Source organism: Nitrosospira sp. Nl5 (assembly GCF_900102495.1).
Taxonomy (GTDB): domain Bacteria; phylum Pseudomonadota; class Gammaproteobacteria; order Burkholderiales; family Nitrosomonadaceae; genus Nitrosospira.
Genome location: NZ_FMVQ01000011.1, coordinates 24,299 through 45,630, shown reverse-complemented (window position 1 = coordinate 45,630; position 21,332 = coordinate 24,299). Strand labels below are relative to the sequence as shown.

19 protein-coding genes are annotated in these 21,332 nt (G+C 54.7%); 14 read left to right on the top strand and 5 right to left on the bottom strand.

Annotated elements, in window-relative coordinates:
- Positions 1-25: 25 nt before the first annotated feature.
- Both BLP45_RS10920 and BLP45_RS10915 read left to right on the top strand, forming a co-directional pair.
- Complete coding sequence (locus BLP45_RS10920; protein WP_090372509.1) at positions 26-652, top strand: GNAT family N-acetyltransferase; 627 nt, start codon at positions 26-28, stop codon at positions 650-652.
- 139 nt (positions 653-791) lie between these two features.
- Entirely contained in the window at positions 792-1,493 is a 702-nt protein-coding gene (locus BLP45_RS10915) for an intradiol ring-cleavage dioxygenase (protein WP_090372508.1), read from the top strand.
- A gap of 53 nt (positions 1,494-1,546) precedes the next feature.
- On the opposite strand, the gene lon is transcribed toward BLP45_RS10915, so the two are convergent.
- Entirely contained in the window at positions 1,547-3,922 is a 2,376-nt protein-coding gene (gene lon, locus BLP45_RS10910; RefSeq protein WP_090372507.1) for an endopeptidase La, read from the bottom strand.
- Positions 3,923-4,205: 283 nt separating this feature from the next.
- On the opposite strand from lon, the gene BLP45_RS10905 reads away from it, so the two are divergent.
- The 3 genes from BLP45_RS10905 (at position 4,206) to BLP45_RS10895 (ending at position 6,821) form a co-directional block, all read left to right on the top strand.
- Complete coding sequence (locus BLP45_RS10905; protein WP_090372506.1) at positions 4,206-4,517, top strand: hypothetical protein; 312 nt, start codon at positions 4,206-4,208, stop codon at positions 4,515-4,517.
- Positions 4,518-4,553: 36 nt separating this feature from the next.
- Entirely contained in the window at positions 4,554-4,904 is a 351-nt protein-coding gene (locus BLP45_RS10900; protein WP_256327786.1) for a cupin domain-containing protein, read from the top strand.
- A 78-nt stretch (positions 4,905-4,982) separates the two neighbouring features.
- Positions 4,983-6,821, top strand: a complete 1,839-nt coding sequence (locus BLP45_RS10895; protein WP_090372505.1) for an alpha-amylase family glycosyl hydrolase — start codon at positions 4,983-4,985, stop codon at positions 6,819-6,821.
- Positions 6,822-6,883: 62 nt separating this feature from the next.
- On the opposite strand, the gene BLP45_RS14640 is transcribed toward BLP45_RS10895, so the two are convergent.
- Positions 6,884-7,261: a hypothetical protein gene (locus BLP45_RS14640; RefSeq protein WP_176754733.1), complete on the bottom strand. Its 378-nt coding sequence runs from the start codon at positions 7,259-7,261 to the stop codon at positions 6,884-6,886.
- A gap of 166 nt (positions 7,262-7,427) precedes the next feature.
- Between BLP45_RS14640 and BLP45_RS10885 the strand changes: the two genes are divergently transcribed.
- From BLP45_RS10885 to BLP45_RS10850, 8 genes are all read left to right on the top strand, one after another.
- Entirely contained in the window at positions 7,428-8,864 is a 1,437-nt protein-coding gene (locus tag BLP45_RS10885; protein ID WP_090372504.1) for a TolC family protein, read from the top strand.
- Complete coding sequence (locus tag BLP45_RS10880; RefSeq protein WP_176754732.1) at positions 8,861-10,423, top strand: efflux RND transporter periplasmic adaptor subunit; 1,563 nt, start codon at positions 8,861-8,863, stop codon at positions 10,421-10,423. Before BLP45_RS10885 ends, BLP45_RS10880 begins: the two co-directional genes overlap by 4 nt.
- A 56-nt stretch (positions 10,424-10,479) precedes the next feature.
- On the top strand, positions 10,480-13,683 hold the full coding sequence (locus BLP45_RS10875; protein ID WP_090372502.1) for an efflux RND transporter permease subunit: 3,204 nt from the start codon (positions 10,480-10,482) through the stop codon (positions 13,681-13,683).
- 159 nt (positions 13,684-13,842) lie between these two features.
- Positions 13,843-15,063: a DUF2863 family protein gene (locus tag BLP45_RS10870; RefSeq protein ID WP_090372501.1), complete on the top strand. Its 1,221-nt coding sequence runs from the start codon at positions 13,843-13,845 to the stop codon at positions 15,061-15,063.
- A 75-nt stretch (positions 15,064-15,138) separates the two neighbouring features.
- Entirely contained in the window at positions 15,139-15,684 is a 546-nt protein-coding gene (locus BLP45_RS10865; RefSeq protein WP_090372500.1) for a septation protein A, read from the top strand.
- On the top strand, positions 15,684-15,992 hold the full coding sequence (locus tag BLP45_RS10860) for a YciI family protein (protein WP_090372555.1): 309 nt from the start codon (positions 15,684-15,686) through the stop codon (positions 15,990-15,992). The genes BLP45_RS10865 and BLP45_RS10860 overlap by 1 nt, the downstream gene beginning before the upstream one ends.
- A gap of 5 nt (positions 15,993-15,997) precedes the next feature.
- Positions 15,998-16,264, top strand: coding sequence for a BolA family protein (locus tag BLP45_RS10855; RefSeq protein WP_090372499.1), 267 nt, complete (start codon positions 15,998-16,000; stop codon positions 16,262-16,264).
- Between the two features lie 39 nt (positions 16,265-16,303).
- Positions 16,304-17,119 carry a peptidylprolyl isomerase gene (locus BLP45_RS10850; RefSeq protein WP_176754731.1) on the top strand — a complete coding sequence of 272 codons (816 nt, stop codon included), beginning with the start codon at positions 16,304-16,306 and terminating at the stop codon, positions 17,117-17,119.
- 159 nt (positions 17,120-17,278) lie between these two features.
- On the opposite strand, the gene alr is transcribed toward BLP45_RS10850, so the two are convergent.
- On the bottom strand, positions 17,279-18,352 hold the full coding sequence (gene alr, locus BLP45_RS10845) for an alanine racemase (protein WP_090372498.1): 1,074 nt from the start codon (positions 18,350-18,352) through the stop codon (positions 17,279-17,281).
- A gap of 182 nt (positions 18,353-18,534) precedes the next feature.
- Between alr and lplT the strand changes: the two genes are divergently transcribed.
- A complete protein-coding gene (gene lplT / locus BLP45_RS10840; RefSeq protein WP_090372553.1) occupies positions 18,535-19,809 on the top strand; it encodes a lysophospholipid transporter LplT in 1,275 nt (424 codons plus the stop codon).
- 130 nt (positions 19,810-19,939) lie between these two features.
- On the opposite strand, the gene BLP45_RS10835 is transcribed toward lplT, so the two are convergent.
- Complete coding sequence (locus BLP45_RS10835) at positions 19,940-20,440, bottom strand: TPM domain-containing protein (protein ID WP_090372497.1); 501 nt, start codon at positions 20,438-20,440, stop codon at positions 19,940-19,942.
- Entirely contained in the window at positions 20,441-21,316 is an 876-nt protein-coding gene (locus BLP45_RS10830; RefSeq protein ID WP_090372496.1) for a TPM domain-containing protein, read from the bottom strand.
- Between the last annotated feature and the right edge of the window lie 16 nt (positions 21,317-21,332).

Sequence of the window (21,332 nt, the reverse complement as noted above, 5' to 3'; positions counted from 1 at the left end):
ATACGTTTGTGGCGGGAACAAAGGAATGAGCTGGCTTGAATCGATAGAATTGCGGGGAGAACTTGTAGCGCTTGTCCCTTTGCAGATTCATCACATCGACCCTTTAAAGGCCGCGGTGATGGACGGAGAGTTTTGGAAACTCTGGTTTGCAAGTGTTCCGTCGCCGGACCAAATGGAAAACTACGTGATCGGTGCGATTGAAGATGCAGAAAAAGGAAATATTGCATTTGCCATCGAGCTCAACAATACAAACAGGATCGTCGGCACAACACGTTTTTATAACGTTGACGGGATAAATAAAAGGCCGATGCTTGGTTATACCTGGTATGCAAAATCAGTGTGTAAAACAGGCGTCAATACCGAAAGTAAATTGCTGTTACTGCAACATGCCTTCGAGCAGAAAGAAGCTATTGCGGTAGAGTTCAGAACACACTATTTTAATCAGGCGTCTAGAACCGCAATTGAAAGACTGGGCGCAAAACAAGACGGGATTTTACGCAGCCATCAAAGAATGCCCGATGGGTCAATCCGCGATACCGTTGTCTATTCAATACTTCAGCACGAGTGGCCGTCGGTAAAAAACAATTTGTTGAGCAAACTCTCAGCCAGCTGTCGCTCCAGTGCGGGAACAGGTGGCACCTCAGATTCATAGTGTTAGGGATTATTTTCGACTTCAGGAACTTCGAGAGCGAGAGTATCATCAAACTCAAGTGATTTGCACAATGTCGGCAGCCTCGTCCCTGTATAACCCGTAGTAGACAGCAGGATGCTGATTATTGCCGGAAAATCTTATGAATCGACGCAAAATGCTCACCGTGCTCGGCGCAACTGGAATAAATATGCTTACTGGATACTCCCATGCTGATTCCGGCGCGAAGGTAGGTCAAAGGATGTTTTCGTGCGTCGTCACCCCCCAGCAGACTGAAGGCCCCTATTTTGTGGATGAGCGCCTGCAGCGCTCGGATATCCGGTCCGACCCCTCCGACGGTTCGATAAAAGAAGGAGTGCCGCTCGCACTCGAATTTCGCGTTTACACCGTCAGCGGAACCGTTTGCAAACCGCTACCTGGCGCTTATGTGGACGTCTGGCATTGTGACGCGCACGGAGTCTATTCGGACGTTATGGATAGCGGTTTTAATACGCTCGGAAAAAAATTTCTGCGCGGATATCAGATAACGGATGCGAATGGCAGCGTGCGGTTTATCACTATTTATCCCGGATGGTATCCAGGGAGAACTGTTCATATCCATTTCAAGATCCGTACCGATCCCCGATATATGCGGGGGATTGAGTTTACGTCGCAGATCTACTTCAATGACTCGATTACGGATCAAGTCTATACACAGCCGCCGTATGCAAGCAGAGGTCCACGCGCACCGAAAAATGAAGGGGACAGCATTTTCCGGAAAGGGGGGAATCGGTTAATGATCTCACTCGTCAAGACAGACCAGGGCTATGACGGCACGTTCGATGTCGGGCTTGAATTAGGCTGAACGAGACTACCTGGAAAAGATGTCAGGGAACAATTTCCTGCCATTCCCCATACTCAAACGAGTTTGAACTCGGATCTGGGGCGGCCCATGCCCCGCTGTCCCAACGATGCCTCGATCGCGTCATCCACCGCTTCCAGCAAGACAAATTGTAATGCAGCTCGCGCCCCTTCGGGTACATCGCGCAGGTCTTTCTGATTACGCGCCGGCAGCAACACCCTTTTTAAACCGGCGCGTTGTGCGGCAAGCACTTTCTCCTTGATTCCTCCCACCGGTAATACCAGTCCACGCAGACTGATTTCACCCGTCATTGCCACATCATGATGTACCGGCCGATCGGTAAAAAGCGAAGCGAGCGCTACGAACATGGCAAGTCCTGCGCTTGGACCGTCTTTTGGAATGGCACCCGCCGGTACGTGCACATGCACGTCGATACCATCGAACGTCGATGCCGGGATATTGAGGTCGCCCGCGCGCGCCTTCACCAGCGTAAGAGCAGCCTGTGCGCTCTCCTTCATTACGTCGCCTAGCTGCCCGGTCAAAATCAGTCGTCCGTTTCCGCTTACGCGCGTTGCTTCAATGAAAAGAATGTCGCCACCAACAGGCGTCCATGCCAAACCGGTGGCCACCCCCGGCAGGCTGGTGCGTAGCCCGATCTCATGCTCGAATTTCGCAGCACCAAGTATGGTGTCCAGATCCGTGGCATCGACGTGTACCCGCGCGGATTCGTCATCGGCAATGCGCATGGCCGAATGGCGCATTACCCGCCCGATCTCGCGTTCCAGCTGACGCACTCCCGCCTCGCGGGTGTAATTCGCAATGATGCCGTTCAGTGCCTCAACCGTTATTTCGCACTGCTCTTCTTTCAGGCCGTTAGCCTCACGTTGGCGGCTCACTAGGTAGCGCAGCGCAATCTGAAGCTTTTCTTCTTGCGTGTAGCCCGGCAAGTCGATGATCTCCATACGGTCGCGCACCGGGGGTGGCACGTTATCGATCACATTCGCTGTCGCAATAAAAATGACACGGCTCAAGTCGAAAGGCACACCCAGATAATTGTCGCGAAAAGTCGAATTCTGCTCCGGGTCCAGCACTTCCAGCAGCGCGGCTGATGGGTCGCCATGGAGACTGGCCGACATTTTGTCGACCTCGTCGAGCATCATGACACAGTTGCGCACGCTAGCCTTGCGCAGGCTCTGCACGATGTTTCCCGGCATCGCCCCGATATAAGTGCGGCGATGGCCCCGCATTTCGGCTTCGTCGTGGACGCCCCCCAACGACACGCGGACAAATGGCCGTTGCAATGCGCGCGCGATGCTCTGGCCGAGAGACGTCTTGCCCACGCCCGGCGGCCCGACAAAACATAGAATTGGCGCACGGCCCTGGGGTTTCAGCTTCTGTACCGCCAGGAACTCGACAATGCGCTGTTTGACACGCTCAAGCCCGAAGTGATCGGCTTCGAGAATCTGACGTGCGGCATTCAGGTCAATAGGTGTGTCAGGCGCCAGTCGCCAAGGCAACTCTGTCATCCACTCCAGATAAGTATGGAGCATCCCGTATTCGCTCGACGCCGCAGGCATGCGCTGCAGCCGCTGCAATTCCTTGCGGGCCTGCGCCTCGATTTCGTCTGGCATGCCGGCGTTGCCGATCGCCTCGCTCAACTGCGCAATCTCCTGGTCGTTGCCGTCGCTCTCACCGAGTTCCTTCTGGATCGTCTTTAATTGCTCACGCAACAGAAACTTGCGCTCGCGGTCCTCCAGTTGCTCCTTCGTACGTTCACCAATTTCCTGCGACAGTCTGAGCACCTCTATTCGGCGCGACAGTATCTGCAGCACCTTTCGCAGCCGTTCCTCCGTGCTCACAGTTTCAAGCAGCATCTGCTTCTCGTTCACCTCGGTATCGAGCAGGCTGGCGGTAATATCCGCCAAATGCGAGGGCGCGCGGGTAGCTTGCAGCGCGTGTGCAAGCTCCGCCGGAACACCCGGCAGCAACGACAGGATCTCAACCGCGCGTTCGCGCAGTTTCATGGCAAGCGCCTCGGCCTCGGTAGATACCAGTTCCGACCCGTCAATACGGGTGACACGAGCGGCCAGGAAGGGATAGCCCTCAATCAGTTCCTCGATGCGAAAGCGCTCCATCCCCTGGCACACGGCGTGGCGCAACCCTTCGGCCGAGGTAAGGTGACGCATGACATTAGCCACCGTACCGATAGGGCAAAGCGCATCAAACCCCGGGTCGTCGACGGCGGCGTCTTTCTGCAGTACGATGCCCACCGGCGCGTTGGATTGGAGCGCATGCTCGACAGCGGCAATCGACTTTACGCGACCGACCGTGATGGGCATCAATACATGCGGAAACAATACGACGTTGCGCATGGGTACCAGCGCAATCACGTCCTGAGGTAATTCGAATTTGATTACGGCAGGTTGTTCCATGGCGGCTCTCTTAAAAAAGTTCCTGGATCAGTGGCGCATATCGACAGGGCTCTGCGCGCGCTCTGGCGAAGCACCGTTTTGCAATCACGGTGGCGTGAAAACATTACATCGGTGGAGAGAAATTCCACGTCCTTGTATCAGTCTAGCATGGGTCGCTCGAACGTCAACCCGATAAAGGTTTCAGGCACGCTACCTGAGCGTTGCGTGCGGAGTGTGGTTTTCATACAATCAAATTCACGCGGCCGATCTCGGCGGGGTCGCTCAATTAATGCCAGGAGGTTAAATGAGCAAATACCTCGTACAACTTGATTTTATTTCCTTCATAAAATTTAATTCATTGGCATTCTGTTGCGCGAATACGCTATTTTCTCCTTTCAACGCATTGTTCACCTTTCAGAGTGGCGGTATTACCAAGGCATTCCTGGTTGTCTTTCTCGCGCCGTTTGCCGGCCTGCTTCTGGGAGCATTTTTTGGCATCCTGGCATTCCCTCTTTATAAGTTCCTGACGGCCCGCAGTGAATTTTTTGCGACGCTTTCAGGCCAATTCACGGAAATACCGGACGGACCCATAGATGAGCCTGTTACAGATGATTAGCAGACTGCTGGAATTTATTCTTATTAGGAGTCTCCATTGAAAACCAAAGCAACCGTCGAAGAAGTACTCTCCCGTATCCCCGGTCCTATCACCGGGGAATGGCCAATGGGCGAGCGATTTGCCGTTGCCCTCGCGCATGGCTCGATGTCGGTCGAGTATTACGCTCCTGTCGGCCATGATCCGCAAACGCCGCATGAACAGGATGAAGTCTATTTCATCCACCATGGGACAGGTGAGCTTGTGATTAACGGAGAGCGCCATGCGTTCAAGGCGGGTGATTGCCTTTTTGTCGCGGCCAGCGTTGAACACCGGTTCGAGAATTTCTCCATCGATTTCGGAACATGGGTTGTATTCTGGGGACCAAAGGGCGGCGAGCGAAGCGGATAGGGGAACAGCGAACCCGGCTGATTCATAATCCCCTTGGCGAATTTTCCAAGCAGTTAACCTATTATCGGATACCCAGTCATGAAAACTCTTCCTCTGAATCAGCTCGGTCCCCACGAATCCAGACCAGGCATCGTTGATTTCGGTGTCCTGTTACCTTGGATATCCGCCATTCACGGGAACCGGTTGTTCCTAAAAATCATCCACGAGCGCGACCAGTTCATCCAGGCGATTCAGCCGCTGAGTTTCGAGTTGCGGCATGGGGTCGATGCCGATTACGGAGATATCTGGTCGGTGGAAGTGGATTTCAACACGATTCGTGATTTTCAGCCGGCCTCGCATTTCGGATCGCCCGGAAGGCATGTCTACCGTTTCGAACTTCATACCGGGGATGGGAATATCCTGGATTGGATCATCGATCCCTACGCGCGGGAATATGCTGTCGGCAAACTTTCCGCCTTCACCCTCGGCTATATCCCTTATGCCTGGAGCGGCGAAGAGATGAGCTGGAAAACGCCCGCGATACACGATCTGATCCTGTATGAACTGAACCTCGCCGAATTCGGCGGCAGCCTGCAGGGCGCGATCGACCGGCTTGATTATCTCGCCGACCTCGGTGTGAATGCGCTGTCGATAATGCCGGTCAGTAACGTATCACTGGAGGTCGACTGGGGCTATCTGCCACTGGGTTATTTTGGTGTCGATGAACGTTTTGGACGGCGCGACGATTTCCAGCGTTTTGTCGATGCGGCGCACCAGCGCGGGCTGGCGGTGATCCTGGATGCGGTTTATGGACATACCGGCGAGGACTTTCCTTATGCCTGGCTGTACCGGCGGCTTCAGTACCATGAAAATCCGTTCATGGGACCGTTTAGCAAGGATTATTTTGGTGTCAGTACCGACTTCAACCGTGCCTTTACCCGGGATTTTTTCTACAGCGTCAACCTGCACTGGTTGAATACCTATCATATTGACGGCTTCCGCTATGACTGCGTGCCAAACTATTGGGATGGCCCATTGGGCGTAGGCTATGCCAACCTGGTCTTCCATACCTACGAATACGTCAAGCAATCGATTGCGAGCCTGCCCCGGTTCGACGCGCCTGAAGCCCCCCGGTTAATCCAGATCGCCGAACAACTGGAAGCCCCGGAGCAGATCCTTGAGCAGAGCTACAGCAACGTCACCTGGCAAAACGCCACCTTCGGGGCAGCAACGGCCTGCGCCCGCGGCGCGGCGGGGGCGATCGAAAATCTCGGCCAGCGGTTGGGCGCGCTCGGCTACGTCGAACAGGCAACGCATAATCGGGAAACGTTCCCCAAGGCCCCGCTGCAATATATCGAGAACCATGACCACAGCCGTTTTCTGTGCGAATTTGGCCTGCGTCATCGCGACTGGAACCTGTTGTTTGCGGAAGGAAACCGCGCGCACTGGTATCGACTACAACCCTACCTGATCGCGCTGCTCGCCGCGAAAGGCATTCCCATGCTATGGCAGGGCCAGGAATTCGGAGAAAACTACTTTCTGCCCGACGATGGTCTTGGCCGCGTATTACTGCTGCGGCCGTTGCGCTGGGATTATTTCTACGATACAGCCGGTAAAAGTCTGGTCTGGCTGACCCGGAAGCTGGTGGGCTTGCGTAATGATTGCGTTGAACTGCGTCGTGGCAGTCATTACTTCCATAACGATTACGAGCGTTATCTGTCGCGTGGGATCCTTCTTTTCCGGCGCGAGACCGCTACTACCGCAAGCGTGATCGCGGTGAACTTTACCGATGTTGAGCAGAGCGTGCCATTCGTATTCACGCGCGCGGGCACTTACACGGAGCAACTGCACGGCCAGGACAACTTTGCGGCGGCTGAAGGGCAGGAACATTGGTTGACCATCCCGTCCAATTATGGCCGCGTCTGGCGAGGCGTTTGAGTTTTGTGCGAGCACCCGGCTTCTTCGAAAAATATACGCGGGAACAAATGTTGGCGGTGTCTTTACCGGGGGTGTACAATCTCAACGCCATGAATACGCGCCGCCATATCCACATCGTCATGCTTGTGCTGCTTGTCAGTATGCTGACGAACGCGTTTGGCTGGGCATTTAACGGCGAGGTATTTGCGCATGAGCTTGATCACGAGCATCATGTTCTGTCTCTTGATCCAGCGGCTCATCTTGAGGCCCATCAACATGCCGTTTTCAACGATGATGATCATCTGGATGCCGCCACCCATTTGTGCCTGCATGCAGCCGGGCAATATCAGCCCTTTTTCTTGACTGCCCTTCCGCTCATCCCCGCTTCCGCTGGTGTGGAAGCTCTGTCTGAATTTGTTCCCGTCACCGTTCCCGAATCCATTCCGGACTCGCCCCTGCATCCTCCTCGAAACACCTTCGCAAGTTAAATCTTCAAGTCACGCTGGTTGTAATCGCTGACCGCTACGCGGGCTTCTGTATTGCCATCCGTTCGCTCATGGTAATGCTGATTGCATATATGGTTGCGCGATTGATCGTGTTTGCATAACACTTGCGGAGGATTTTCCCATGACCTTTAACGTATTGTTCACAGTGTCACGGCGCCCGGTGGCGGCCGGCTCGCTGATGCTGGCGCTCAGTTGTATGTCAGCGGCAAATGCCGGAAATACGTTTTCCGGCGCGCTACCAGCCGGCCACGCCGACCATTCTCTTCCGTCCCCGCCCCGGGAAAAAAGCGACCTCACTTTACGCGATGCCGCGCTCCTTGCGTTGCAGCGAAATCCCGAGCTGGCGGCTTTCGCCAGGGAAACACGCGCCCTGCAGGGAGTGACGCAACAAGCTGGGCTGTTGCCGAATCCCGATTTGGTAATCATGGCCGAGAACGCCGGAAACGTTCAGAAGGCTAATAATAACCCCGCACTCGTCAGCGCAAGAGAAGTGGAGCAGCAAGAAACGACGATTCGGCTCCATCAAGTGATCGAACTCGGGGGAAAACGTGCGGCACGGGTTAGGGCGGCCTCGCTGGGCGAGGAAGTGGCAGGTCAGGATTACGAGGCCCGACGCGTGGGACTCATCGCCCAGGTGGCAAACCTGTTTACCGAGGTGCTTGCCGGTCAGGAACGGCTGCGGCTTGCGGAAGGGAACGTGCAACTGGCGCAGAAAGTAGTGAACTCGGTATCAAAACGCGTTCAGGCAGGTAAGGTGCCCCCAATCGAGGAGACCAAGGTCGGCGTGGCGCTTTCCACCACGCGCATTGAGCTCGAGCAGGCGCGGCGTGATCTCGCAGCAGCGCGCAAACGGCTGGCTCTGCTATGGGGCAACTCCTCTCCGCAATTTAACCAGGTATTGGGAGACCTTAAATCATTGGTTGCCCTGCCGAGCTTTGAAGTGCTTGCGGAACGTGTTCTCACCAGCCCCATGGCACTGCGCGCCATGAAAAACATAGAACAACGCAAAGCGCTGCTGGAAGTGGAGCACACGCGGCGCGTACCCAATCTAACCGTGATTGCCGGGGTCCTGAACCATATCCACACCGGAGGCACGACCGTTGTCGCCGGCATCTCCATGCCGCTGCAGTTATTTGACCGCAACCAAGGCAACCTCCGCGAAGCCCATCAACGCGTGGACAAGGCGATGGATGAACAGGCCGCCACCGATTTGCAGCTTAAAACCGAACTCGCACAGACTTATGAAGCGTTGTCCGCCGCACAGAACGAGATTGGCATATTGCGTATCGAGGTCTTGCCCGCGGCCAGGAGCGCCTTCGACGTCACAAACAGGGGCTATGAATTAGGCAAGTTCGGCTTTCTGGAAGTGCTGGATGCGCAACGCACCCTGTTCCAAAACGAGGTCTTGTATGTGCGTGCGCTCGCGAACTACCAGCGTCTGGTCAATGAAATCGAGCGGCTCATTGCGGCACCCATCGAGGGCGTGTCGGATGGCGCCCTGAGTCCTCCGTTGACGAGTGAGATCAGCGCGAATACAGACTCAAGGAGTGGATTGTGAATAAACGTCAAAGCATTTTAATCGCCATTGTCATCGCAATAGGTGTTGTGCTGGGTGGATTGATTCTTACCTGGAATAAGGAGGATAAGGCGGCCTCATCGCACGCCACGCACGGGGATCATACCCAAACTGGCGCGCAAGATGCTCCACATAACAATGCTGAAGCCAAGGAAGCAACCACGGCGGCGGAAGAGAAAGCAGCGCAGCCTCGTAAGGGCTCCAAAGGAGGGAAACTGTTTACAACCGACGGCTTCGGCGTCGAGTTCACCATTTTCGAAAAAGGGGTGCCGCCACAGTTACGGCTCTACCTCTATGAAAATGGCAAGCCGCTTCCCCCTGCCGCTGCCAAGGTCACCGTGACATTATCCCGCCTTGGCGCGCCTGCGCAGATATTTAACTTTACACCCGAGGCCGGCTATCTGCTCGGCGATCAAGTGGTGGAGGAGCCCCATTCATTCGATATGGCGATAGCCGCCGAACGCAACGGCACAACATTTCGCTGGGGCTACAGCCAGGTCGAGGCGCGAGTGGAAATGCCGGACGAAATGCTGAAGACTATGGGCATTGAAATACGCACCGCCGCGCCGGCAACAATCAAACCCACACTCAAGCTGCCAGGAGAAATCGTATTCAACGAACACACCATTGTGCAAGTTGTGCCGCGCATACCCGGCATCGTGCTTTCGGTCTATCGCCATCATGGTCAGCAGGTAAAAAAAGGGGAAGTGCTTGCAGTTATCGAAAGTACCGCGCTGGCTGACTTGCGCAGCCAGTTCCTCGCGGCAAAAAAACGGCTGGCACTGGCGCGAATCACCTTTGAACGTGAGAAACAGCTGTGGGAAGAAAAAATCTCCGCCAAGCAGGACTATCTCGCCGCGCAGCAGGCCTTGACTGAAGCCGATATTGCCACGGATCTCGCTTCAGCCAAGCTGCGTACGCTTGACGTCCGACCTGAAGCAGTTTATCAGGATGGCGGCCTGGCCCGCTACGAAATCCGCGCCCCGATTTCCGGGCTCATCACCGCCAAGGCCATCGCCCAAGGTCAAACCCTCAAGGAGGACGAGGCTATCTTTACCATTGCCGATATTTCTACTGTATGGGCGCAAATCACAGTGTACGCAAAAGATCTGGATGTGCTTAGGCTCGGGCAGAAAGCGACGGTGAGAGCCACGGCGATTGATATCGAAGGTGAAGGGGTGGTGTCCTACATCAGCGCCCTTATCGGCGTGCAAACCCGCAGCGCTACGTCACGGGTGGTACTGGATAACGAAGACGGCCATTGGTTTCCCGGTATGTTTGTCACCGCGGAACTGGTGACCGAAGAGATTGAGGTGCCGGTTGCCGTCTCGGTTGATGCCATCCAGACATTGGGCGACTGGTCGGTGGTGTTCGGCCGCTACGGCGAGCATTTTGAAGCGCGCCCCCTGAAACTGGGCCGTAGCGATGGCAGGATGGTAGAAGTGCTGAGTGGACTCTCCGCAGGGGAGCAATATGCGGCGGGGAATAGCTTTGCCATCAAAGCCGAACTGGGTAAATCCGGTGCAACGCACGACCATTAGGCCACCCATCGAGAAAGCCGGAGGACAACCTAAAAACAAACCAAGGCCAGAACATCATGATTGCACGTATTTTACGACTCTCCATATACCATCCGGGACTTGTCCTGGCGGCAGTGCTGGGAATGGCGGGACTTGGAGTCTACAGCTACCAGAAGCTGACTATCGATGCCGTGCCGGACATTACCAACGTACAGGTGCAGATCAATATCCAGGCACCCGGTTATTCACCCGTGGAAGTCGAGCAGCGTGTGACTTTTCCGATCGAGACGGTCATGGCCGGCCTCCCCCATCTTCACCACACCCGCTCCATCTCTCGTTACGGATTGTCGCAGGTAACAGTTGTTTTTGATGACGGTACTGACATCCATTTCGCGCGTCAACTGGTAAACCAGCGGATACAGGAGGCCAACGCCAGCCTGCCCCTGGGGATTATCCCCACGATGGGGCCGATCTCTACGGGCCTGGGCGAAGTCTTTATGTGGACGGTTGACGCGGAGGAAGATGCGCTGAAGCCGGATGGCATGGCGTACACCACGACCGATTTGCGCGAAATGCAGGACTGGATCATCCGGCCCCAATTGCGCATGGTTAAAGGCGTCACCGAGGTCAATGCGATCGGCGGCTTCGTTAAACAGTTCCACGTCACGCCCTATCCGGAAAAACTGCTCTCCTTCGGCTTGACGTTACAAAATGTGGTCATCGCCCTGGAGCGTAACAATCTCAATGTCGGCGCCGGCTATATCGAGAAAAGTGGCGAACAACACCTGGTTCGGGTACCCGGACAAGTAGCGGACGTGGATGAAATTGGCGCAATCATCCTGGGCAGCCGTCAAGGGGTGCCGATACATATCAGGGACGTCGCCGACATAATTATCGGCAAGGAGTTACGCAGCGGCGCGGCAACGCAAGACGGTGAGGAAGTGGTGCTGGGCACGGCGCACATGCTGATTGGCGAAAATAGCCGGGCTGTCTCCCAGGCAGTCGCCGACAAGCTGGCGGAGATCAATCGCAATTTGCCGGAAGGCGTGGTTGCCACCCCGGTCTACAATCGCACCACCCTGGTAGACAAAACCATTCGTACCGTCGCAACCAACCTGTTTGAAGGCGCCACCCTTGTCATCGTGGTGTTGTTCCTGTTTCTGGGCAACCTTCGCGCGGCGCTGATTACCGCGCTCGTCATCCCGCTATCGATGTTGTTCACCTTTAGCGGCATGGTGGCGAACGGCATCAGCGCCAACCTGATGAGCCTGGGCGCGCTTGATTTCGGCCTTATCGTGGATGGCGCCATCGTTATTGTCGAAAATAGCATCCGGCGCTTGGCACATGAGCAGGCGAGGCTGGGACGCGAGTTAACGCCGGCCGAGCGCTTTGCAGTAGTTTTCGACGCATCCAGGGAAGCGCGGCAGGTCCTAATTTATGGGGAATTGATAATCATGGTGGTTTATCTACCCATCTTCGCGCTGTCCGGGGTGGAAGGAAAGATGTTTCATCCCATGGCCTTCACGGTGGTGATCGCACTGCTGGGCGCGATGGTCCTCTCCGTTACATTTATCCCGGCGGCGCTCGCACTGTTTCTCAGTGGCAAAGTGGCAGAAAAAGAGAACGTCTTGGTAACATGGGTAAAAGAAATCTATGTGCCCGCGCTGGCTGCCGCCATGCGCAATAAAGCACTGACCGTTACGCTCGCGGTGGTGATTGTGGTGCTATCCGGCCTACTGACAACGCGGATGGGCAGCGAGTTTGTGCCCAGTCTCAACGAAGGAGATATCGCGCTCCATGCGCTGCGCATTCCCGGCACAAGCCTGACCACAGCCATCGAAATGCAAAATGAACTGGAGAAAAGAATCAGGACATTTCCCGAAGTAGACAGGACTTTCTCCAAGATCGGAACCGCGCAGATTGCAACCGACCCGATGCCGCCGAGCGTTGCGGACATTTTCATCATTCTCAAACCCTCATCGGAATGGCCGGGGCCACACCGCACCAAGGCGGAACTGGTCGCCGCCATTGAGCAGGCCGTGCGGGAAATACCGGGAAACAACTACGAATTCACCCAGCCAATACAAATGCGTTTCAATGAGCTGTTGTCGGGCGTACGCGCGGATGTCGCGGTAAAAGTATTCGGCGATGACATGGACACCTTGCTCGACGTGGGCGAACAGATTGAAAAACTCCTTGAAGCTGTTCCCGGCGCAGCGGATGTGAGAATCGAACAAATTACCGGATTGCCAGGACTTTCGGTTCAGATGGATCGCGCAAAAATGGCGCGCTTCGGTCTGAATGCGGTGGATGTGCAGGATGCGGTGACGATCGGTATCGGTGGAAGAAACGTGGGCACGATTTATGACGGTGATCGCCGCTTCGAGCTTCAGGTCCGGCTGCCGGAGACCTTGCGTAGCGATATCGAGACCCTCAAACGCTTGCCGATCAAGCTACCCGATTCGAACGTAGCCAGTACTCCGGTTGCTCCAAATAACGTTTCCGGCTACGTGCTGTTAAGCGAGGTGGCCGATCTGGAAATCGTCCAGGGTCCCAACCAGGTGAGCCGCGAAAACGGTAAACGCAGAGCGGTGATCACCGCCAACGTGCGTGGCCGCGATCTCGGTTCTTTCGTGAATGAAGCGGAAGCGCTTATTGCCGAGAAGGTGCAGATTCCCCCCGGCTACTGGGTGACTTGGGGGGGGCAATTCGAGCAAATGATTTCTGCCGCCCAGCGCCTCGAGGTTGTGATTCCCGCAGCGCTTGGATTGATTTTTATCCTGCTTTATACGATGTTCGGAAATTTTCGAGATGGATTGCTGATGTTTACCGGCGTGCCTTTCGCGCTCAGCGGCGGAGTATTGGCATTATGGTTGCGCGGTATCCCCTTGTCTATTTCCGCCGGGGTCGGGTTCATCGCCCTTTCCGGGGTGGCGGTGTTGAACGGACTGGTCATGCTGGCATTTATCCGTGACTTGAGAGAACAAGGGCTAACCCTTGATGAAGCTATTCACACTGGCGCTTTGACCAGGCTGCGGCCAGTGCTGATGACGGCGCTGGTGGCGGCCATTGGATTTATTCCCATGGCTTTGGCCACAAGCACGGGCGCGGAAGTGCAACGGCCATTGGCGACGGTAGTCATTGGTGGTGTCCTGTCATCCACAGCACTGACCCTGCTTGTACTGCCGGTGTTGTACCGGCTGGTCCACGGGCGGATGTTTCTGCCGTTTCCAATAGCAGTCATACGCCACGATATCAAGGAAGGTACCGATGAGAAATAATTAAGGGGCGGTTTCACCGAGAAGCGGTTTTCCCGCAGCGGCAGCACTCGAAATAACTCGCCTCTTATTTACCCCTCAAGGATTCCCGTTCAGGGAGTCCATTTTTTCCCGGCGGATTTAGGTTAAAATGGCTTCTTGCCTGTTACGCTTCACTCTTTCATGAAAAAACCTCGCGTCCCTCACCGCACTAAATCCCCGCGCGTGGTTCAGGAGCTTTCCCGCATGGCAGCGGGACTTGCGGCCTCCGGCAGCCGTATCGAGGACGCATTCTGGGAGAACCGGCTTGCGGAAAAGATACACGCCCAGTTGCGCACGGGCGACGATCAAAACCTCGAAGCAGCACTGGATCAACTCTATGAGAGCGATCCCGCAGGTTACGGTGAATTCATTTATGCCATTGAAGCAGCGATCGAATGCAGCATATTGACGCGGGAAGACCGCGGTTACGATGTACTGATGTTCGCGGTGCCCGTGCTGACCTGGTCGCGTTTCTCGATCCCTTCGGGCCCGGTAGCCGGACCGGTGCTTGCCAATGTCCGGGTGCAACTGGAGGCGCACGTGCTGGCGGCGAATGTTCAATTCGTGCTCGCGAACTGCCTGTTCAGTCCTGATCAATTGCCCCGTGGCTACCACCTTACGCATGAACTTGCCGACAAGCTATGGAAGGCGGCGGTGACCGGAGAGCGGGAACTGCACATGAATCCGCGACAACTGGCTGAAACGGGACGTTTCCTGTCCGACACCCGCTATCTTCTCGGTGCGATTGCGGTACCGCAGGGAAAGCCCATGTTCCGCTGGCAGGAAATTGGCAGGACCGGCGAGGACAAGAGCGCCGGCAACTCATCTGGTATTAAATTTTCAAAACAGGAGATACTGCTTGCGTGGCGGTCTCAGGGCACAGAAGCCCTGCGTCCGTTATTCCAGGGTTGCGCGTTTGAATTATTGATACCGGATGGCTTTTTTTCGGCGTGGCGCATGGCAGACCGTCTCGCCCGGCCCTACTCCATGCATGCCACGGTTGAGTTTCTGCAATCTACTTTAAATATTTCCGCGAACAGGCTGCGTGCGGTAATTGCGCCCTTTTATGACCAATGGCTGGAGGAATACCGGGTCAGTTTCACCCTCAAGGATCGCGACGACGTGCTCTATGGCATCGTCTGGGCGCTGGTTGGAGACGAAGACGAAAACAGCGATACGGTAACGCAAATCGAAACGGCTCTGCAGGAATGCGGGATAATGCATACTACATTGCTGGACAACCGGTTCCTTCTTGAGTATTGCGAAGAATGTGGCGCACCGCTATTTCCAAATCCGGAAGGTGAAGTAGTACATGCCGAATTTCCCGAAGAAGGTGAAGTGACACCGGTACATCTACATTGAGGCAACTGAAGCGCGCTACTTAATGACCATAATTAACTTTCATCAATCCACTACAACCCGCGTCGTTCCGCATTTATGAAGTTTCTTTTTGATCTCTTTCCGGTAATTCTGTTTTTCGTTACTTTTAAGATCTATGGAATCTTCGCCGCCACTGCTGTCGCCATTGTCGCAACCTTTGCGCAAATCGGCTGGGTATGGTTTCGCCACCGCAAAGTTGACACCATGCTGTGGGTAAGTCTCGTTATCATCGTCATCTTCGGTAGCGCGACGCTGATACTGCAAGATGAAACCTTCATCAAGTGGAAACCTTCCGTTCTTTACTGGCTATTCGCCGGAGCGCTGTTATTAGCCCATGCGGTTTTCAAGAAGAATTTCATTCGTGTCATGATGAAAGGGCAAATTACACTGCCGGAACCGATATGGGGTCGCCTCAATGCCAGTTGGGCCGCATTCTTCGCATTAATGGGCGCAGCTAATCTCTACGTGGCATTCAATTATTCCACCGAAACCTGGGTCAATTTCAAACTGTTCGGGTTCATGGGACTGATGCTGGTATTTGTCCTGGTGCAAGGATTGATGCTGGGAAAGTATATGGAAGACAAGAAGGATGAAGAGGCATGATGCTCTACGCAATAAGCGGGGAAGATATTCCCGATAGCCTCGAAAAACGTCTGGCGGTGCGTTCTGCGCATCTGGAGCGCATCAATGCGCTCCAGAACGAGGGGCGCCTTATCCTGGCGGGACCATATCCGGCAATTGATAGCCCGGACCCGGGGCGCGCAGGATTTTCCGGCAGCCTTATCGTGGCTGAATTCGAGTCGCTCGAAGCCGCACGCGCCTGGGCAGAAGCCGATCCCTATGCCACTTCCGGCGTATATGCAAACGTAATAGTCAGGCCATTCAGGAAAGTTTTTCCGTCGTCGGCATAATAAGCATGACGGCTGCCATCGAATTAATCAGGCAAAAGCTTGCCGTTCTTGACCCGGAACAAGTTGAAATTGTTGACCAGAGCGCGCGGCACGCGGGGCATGAGGGTGCTAAAGGCGGCGGTGGGCACTATATTCTCACCATTGTCTCACGCAAGTTTTGCGGCAAATCCACCTTGGTCCGGCATCGGCTGGTCTATGCATTATTGAATGAGATGATGCATAAGGATATTCACGCGCTGAGTGTAAAGGCGTATACTCCAGAAGAAATCTGATTTGATTCAACCCTCTGACTCCACTGACAAGGAAATACTATGCGTTTTATGAAATTTTCTCAATTGACGGTGCTCGGTATTTCCGGCCTGATCGCCGTAACGGCCGCTCAGGCGCAATCGACTGCTCAGCCCCAATCCAACACACCCATGGCAAAGGTAAATGGAGTAGCTATTCCTCAGTCGCGCCTTGAATTTATCGTGAAAGCGCGTGCCGCCCAGGGTCAGCCGGACAGTCCCGAAACCAGGAAAGCCTTGCGGGAGGATCTTATAACGGAGGAAATAATAGCCCAGGATGCGCTGAAGAAAGGGCTCGACAAGGATCCTGATTTCATATCCCAGATGGAAATTGCCCGTCTGACAGCGCTGGTTAGAGCATACCAAATCGACTACGTGAAGAATCACCCGGTCAGCGACGAAGAGCTTCGCCAGGAATATGAAGCACTGAAAACCCAGATGGGAGATAAAGAATACAAGGCACATCACATCCTGGTCGGTACCGAAGCGGAAGCCAAAGACATTATCGCCCGTATCAAGAAAGGGGGTAAGCTTGACAAGATCGCCCAGGAAAAATCACTGGACGCCGGCAGTAAAAATAAGGGTGGCGAGCTCGACTGGAGCCCTGCCGGTAGCTATGTTCAGCCTTTCGCGGAAGCATTGACCAAGCTGAACAAGGGCCAGCTCACCGAGCAGCCGGTAAAAACCCCTTTTGGTTGGCATGTAATCCGATTGGATGACGTGCGGCCATTAAAAATTCCGCCCTTCGAGGAAATAAAGCAGAATTTGGCGCAACGCGTGCTGCAGCGGCAATTCGCAACCTTTGTTGCCGACCTGCGCGCCAAGGCAAAAGTCGAATAGCCGCGGGAATCGGGGTCTCATCAGATAAAAAGGCGGTCCTTCGACCGCCTTTTTGCGTCTTATCCGGCTCATAGCTGGAAAGAAAGCAAAGCCCGAAGAAGCAATGAGAGGAACGTCCGGGGGTGAACGCCGCCGCTATCTCATCGCCGCGAATGGCGATTATGTTGCTATTCGCATCCGTGGCGCCAAGGCGCATAGCAATTCATAGCTCACCGTGCCTGCCGCTCGCGCCACTTCGTCCACCGGCATTCCCTTTCCCCACAGTGTTACCGGACTACCTACTCCGGCATTTTCGACTCCGCTCAGATCGATATGCAGCATGTCCATGGAGATGCGGCCGATGATACGTGCGCGCCTGCCGTCCACCAGTATGGGCGTACCTGCAGGTGCATGGCGAGGATAGCCATCAGCATAGCCGCCCGCAACAATGCCGACACGCATCGGACGGTCGGCGCGAAAAATATGGCCATATCCGACTCCATCCCCTGGGTTAAGCGTTTGAACTGCGATGATTCGGCTCGATACGGTCATGGCGGGATACAGATCCAGTTCGTCAGCGGTCCGATCAGAAAACGGCGAAGCGCCATAAAGCATGATTCCCGGACGCACCCAGTCGGCATGCGCTTCCGGATAGCGGAGGATGGCGGCGGAATTAGCCAGGGAAAGCGGCAAATTTCGTCCTGCCGCAACAAGATTGAAACGTTGTAACTGCGCGTTGACATTTTCGTTTCCGCTGGACTCGTCAGCACAAGCAAAATGGGTCATGAGCGTAATCTGGCCGACAGCGGGGCTGGCTTTCAGCGCTTCCAGCGCAGCGGGAAATTGTTCAAGCGTGAATCCCAAGCGGTTCATGCCGGTATTGAGCTTCAGAAAAACATGCAGCCTAACGCCCGGCCGGTGCGCGGATAACATTGCCAGCTGCTCGCGGTGGTGGATTACGGTGCTTAGATGGTACTGCTCGATCCATGCCAGTTCTTCTATGCCAAAAAAACCTTCAAGCAGCAGGATAGTCTGGCGATACCCTGCTTCCCGCAAACGCACTGCTGCGTCCATCTCGAGCATGGCAAAACCGTCTGCCCGCCTCAACGCCTCTGCGGCACGCAGCAATCCATGGCCGTAAGCATCGGCCTTGATCACCGCCATGACGCGCGAGTGAGGCGCATGACGGCGAACAACGGATAGATTATGTTCGAGTGCGGATAAATCAATGAGTGCCTGGATGGGTCGCGACATCTGACTAGTGCTTGGAACCGGATGGGAAATTCATCATTGATATTGAAATATGGTGTTCAATTAGCCAGCTAAGTTGGTCGCCCAGGCGGATTCATGGTATAAAACTTTCTCTCAAAATAGGCTTGGACGAGCGTTGTATAATCTTGCGCCTTATCGCGAGAAAGTATTGGAAAGGGGGCAGTTTGAAACGCGGATTTTATACCATCATGGCAGCGCAGTTTTTCTCTTCGCTGGCAGACAATGCGCTACTGGTCGTTGCCATTGCACTTCTGATAGAGCTGCACGCTCCCGCTTATCTTACCCCCATGCTCAAGTTTGTATTTGTTTTATTCTATGTGATTCTTGCCCCTTTTGTCGGAGCGTTTGCCGATTCCATGGCTAAAGGGCGGGTGATGTTCATTAGCAATGCGATCAAGATCACCGGCTGCGGTTTACTTTTCCTGGCTTCACACCAGTATCTCGCTCTCGCCGCCTATGCAGTTGTCGGGCTTGGGGCCGCAGCCTATTCCCCGGCCAAATACGGCATCCTCACGGAACTGCTGCCGCCGGAAAAATTGGTCATCGCTAATGGCTGGATCGAAGGCTTGACCGTCGCTTCTATCGTGCTTGGCACGGTGTTGGGCGGATTGCTGATTACACCCGCAGTCTCTTCCATATTCCTGGCGTTCGACTTTCCCTTCATAGACACTGGCGTGGACACCACTCCGGAAGCATGTATTCTCCTTATCGCCGTATTTTACAGCACAGCCGCGATCTTCAATCTGTACATTCCCAATACCGGAGTTGATCACCGCATCCTGAAGAAAAACCCTATATTCCTGATTCACGAATTCAGCCATTGCATGAAGCTGCTATGGTCGGACAAGCTCGGACAGATCTCGCTTGCCGTAACCACGTTGTTCTGGGGCGCGGGTGCAACCTTGCAATTTATTGTGCTCAAATGGGCTGATGCCGCGCTCGGCTATCCGTTGAATAAGGCGGCACAATTACAAGGCGTGGTTGCCATCGGGATTGCAATAGGCGCGATTATCGCGGCACGATTGGTATCGCTGCGGCAGTCGGTAAAAGTCATTCCTCTTGGCATCGCCATGGGTATTGTAGTGATGGCCATGATTCTGGCGCGCGAGCTATGGATTTCGATCATACTTCTGATGCTGATCGGCGGACTGGCGGGATTTTTTGTGGTGCCAATGAACGCTCTGCTACAACACCGCGGCCATATCCTAATGGGCGCGGGTCACTCTATCGCAGTACAGAATTTCAATGAAAACCTGAGCATTCTTGCCATGTTGGCAATATATGCTGTACTGGTGAGCTTCGAGGTGCATGTTTATACCGTTATTGTCCTGTTCGGATTATTCGTGGCCGTGATCATGGCGCTGATACGCCAATGGCACCTGCACAACCAGAGCATTGAAGATTCTCTTCATCTGATCGGGGCGCATAAGGGACATTGAATCCGAGTTCGGCGGCGGGTCGCCCTGTTTTCGTTTTAGCGCACCCCTGATCCCACAAGGCTTTGCGCCACCCGGCTTTCCAATTATAGAGAGTTCGCTACCGGAAATATTGCGCGATATCTGGAATCCGTTACAGGATAACCGGCTTATCAGGCAACTCATTCCCCCCACCCGCCCTCCCTGCTTGAAAATGGCGTTGCAAGTGACTACCAATAGCGCGTATTCCCGCGATCACCCCTGATTCGAACTGTCCTTGACGGAAAGCGGCTTCCATCTCGCCGCAGATTCTTTCCCACTCGTCACCACCGACCTTGGCGTCAATTCCCCGATCGGCGATGATTTCAACGTCGTGGTCTGCGAGCAGCAGATAAATCAACACACCGTTATTAAGCTCTGTGTCCCACACCCGGAGCAGGGAAAACACCTCTACCGCCCGTTCTCGTGCCGACTGATCTCTAAGGAGAGGCGGCATATTCAACGCAGGCTCCACCGCAAAACAGACCTCGCCTCCGTGACTGGTTTCCGACTGTTTGATGGCGTGTTCGATAGCTGTCAGGGACGAGACGGGAAATAGGCGCCGCACCGCCAGATGACCCGTAAGAAGATGCCGCAGTATGCGTGCGGAATTCATCTACCATCTCCCCGATGCGCCACCGCCGCCAAAACCGCCACCACCTCCCCTGAAACCACCGCCGCCAAAGCCGCCCCTACCTCGACCGAGCCCACCCCCCGGCCAACCGCTGCGACCACCCCTGGAAATGCCTCCGCCCGAACTTCCAAACAAGCTTATCAATAGGACGAGAACAGCGATAACCATGGCGATGATTATTGAAGAAAAGATGAGCCAGCCCATGAGCCCGGCCGTAACGCTCATCACTGTGGCGCCGATGAGGCGTCCAAACAGAGATTGCAATATTTTGCCGAGTACGATGAGCCCGATAAAAATCGGAATAATACTGTCGAGAACGATACCCGCCCCGGCCGCCCCGTTGCCGCGATTGGATCGAGGTGGCGGCAATGGTTCTCCTTCGATTACGCCCATTAACCGCCCGATGGCGGCAGCAATGCCGCCCGCAAAATCTCCCTGCCTGAATTCAGGAATCATTATTTCATCAACGATGCGCTTTGCCACCGCGTCCGGTAGCACGCCTTCCAACCCATAGCCGACTTCTATGCGTGACACCCTGTCTTGCTTTGCAATGACCAGCAGCACGCCATCATCCACGCCTTTTCGCCCCAGCTTCCACGCCTCGGCAACACGGATCGAATATTGTTCGACGGTTTCCGGTTGAGTAGTGGGAACAAGCAATACCGCAATCTGGCTGCCTTTTTTCGCCTCGAATGCCGCCAGTTTTTGCTCGAGTTGCGCGATTTCACCCTGTGAAAGCGTCCCGGTCAGATCGGTAATGGGAGACTTGAGAGGCGGAACCGCTACTTCCGCCCCCGATAAAGAAGCGGAGAGAAGCAGTGCGATGAGCGCGAGGACTTTTCCTCCAGCTTGACTCATAATCAACTGATACGCG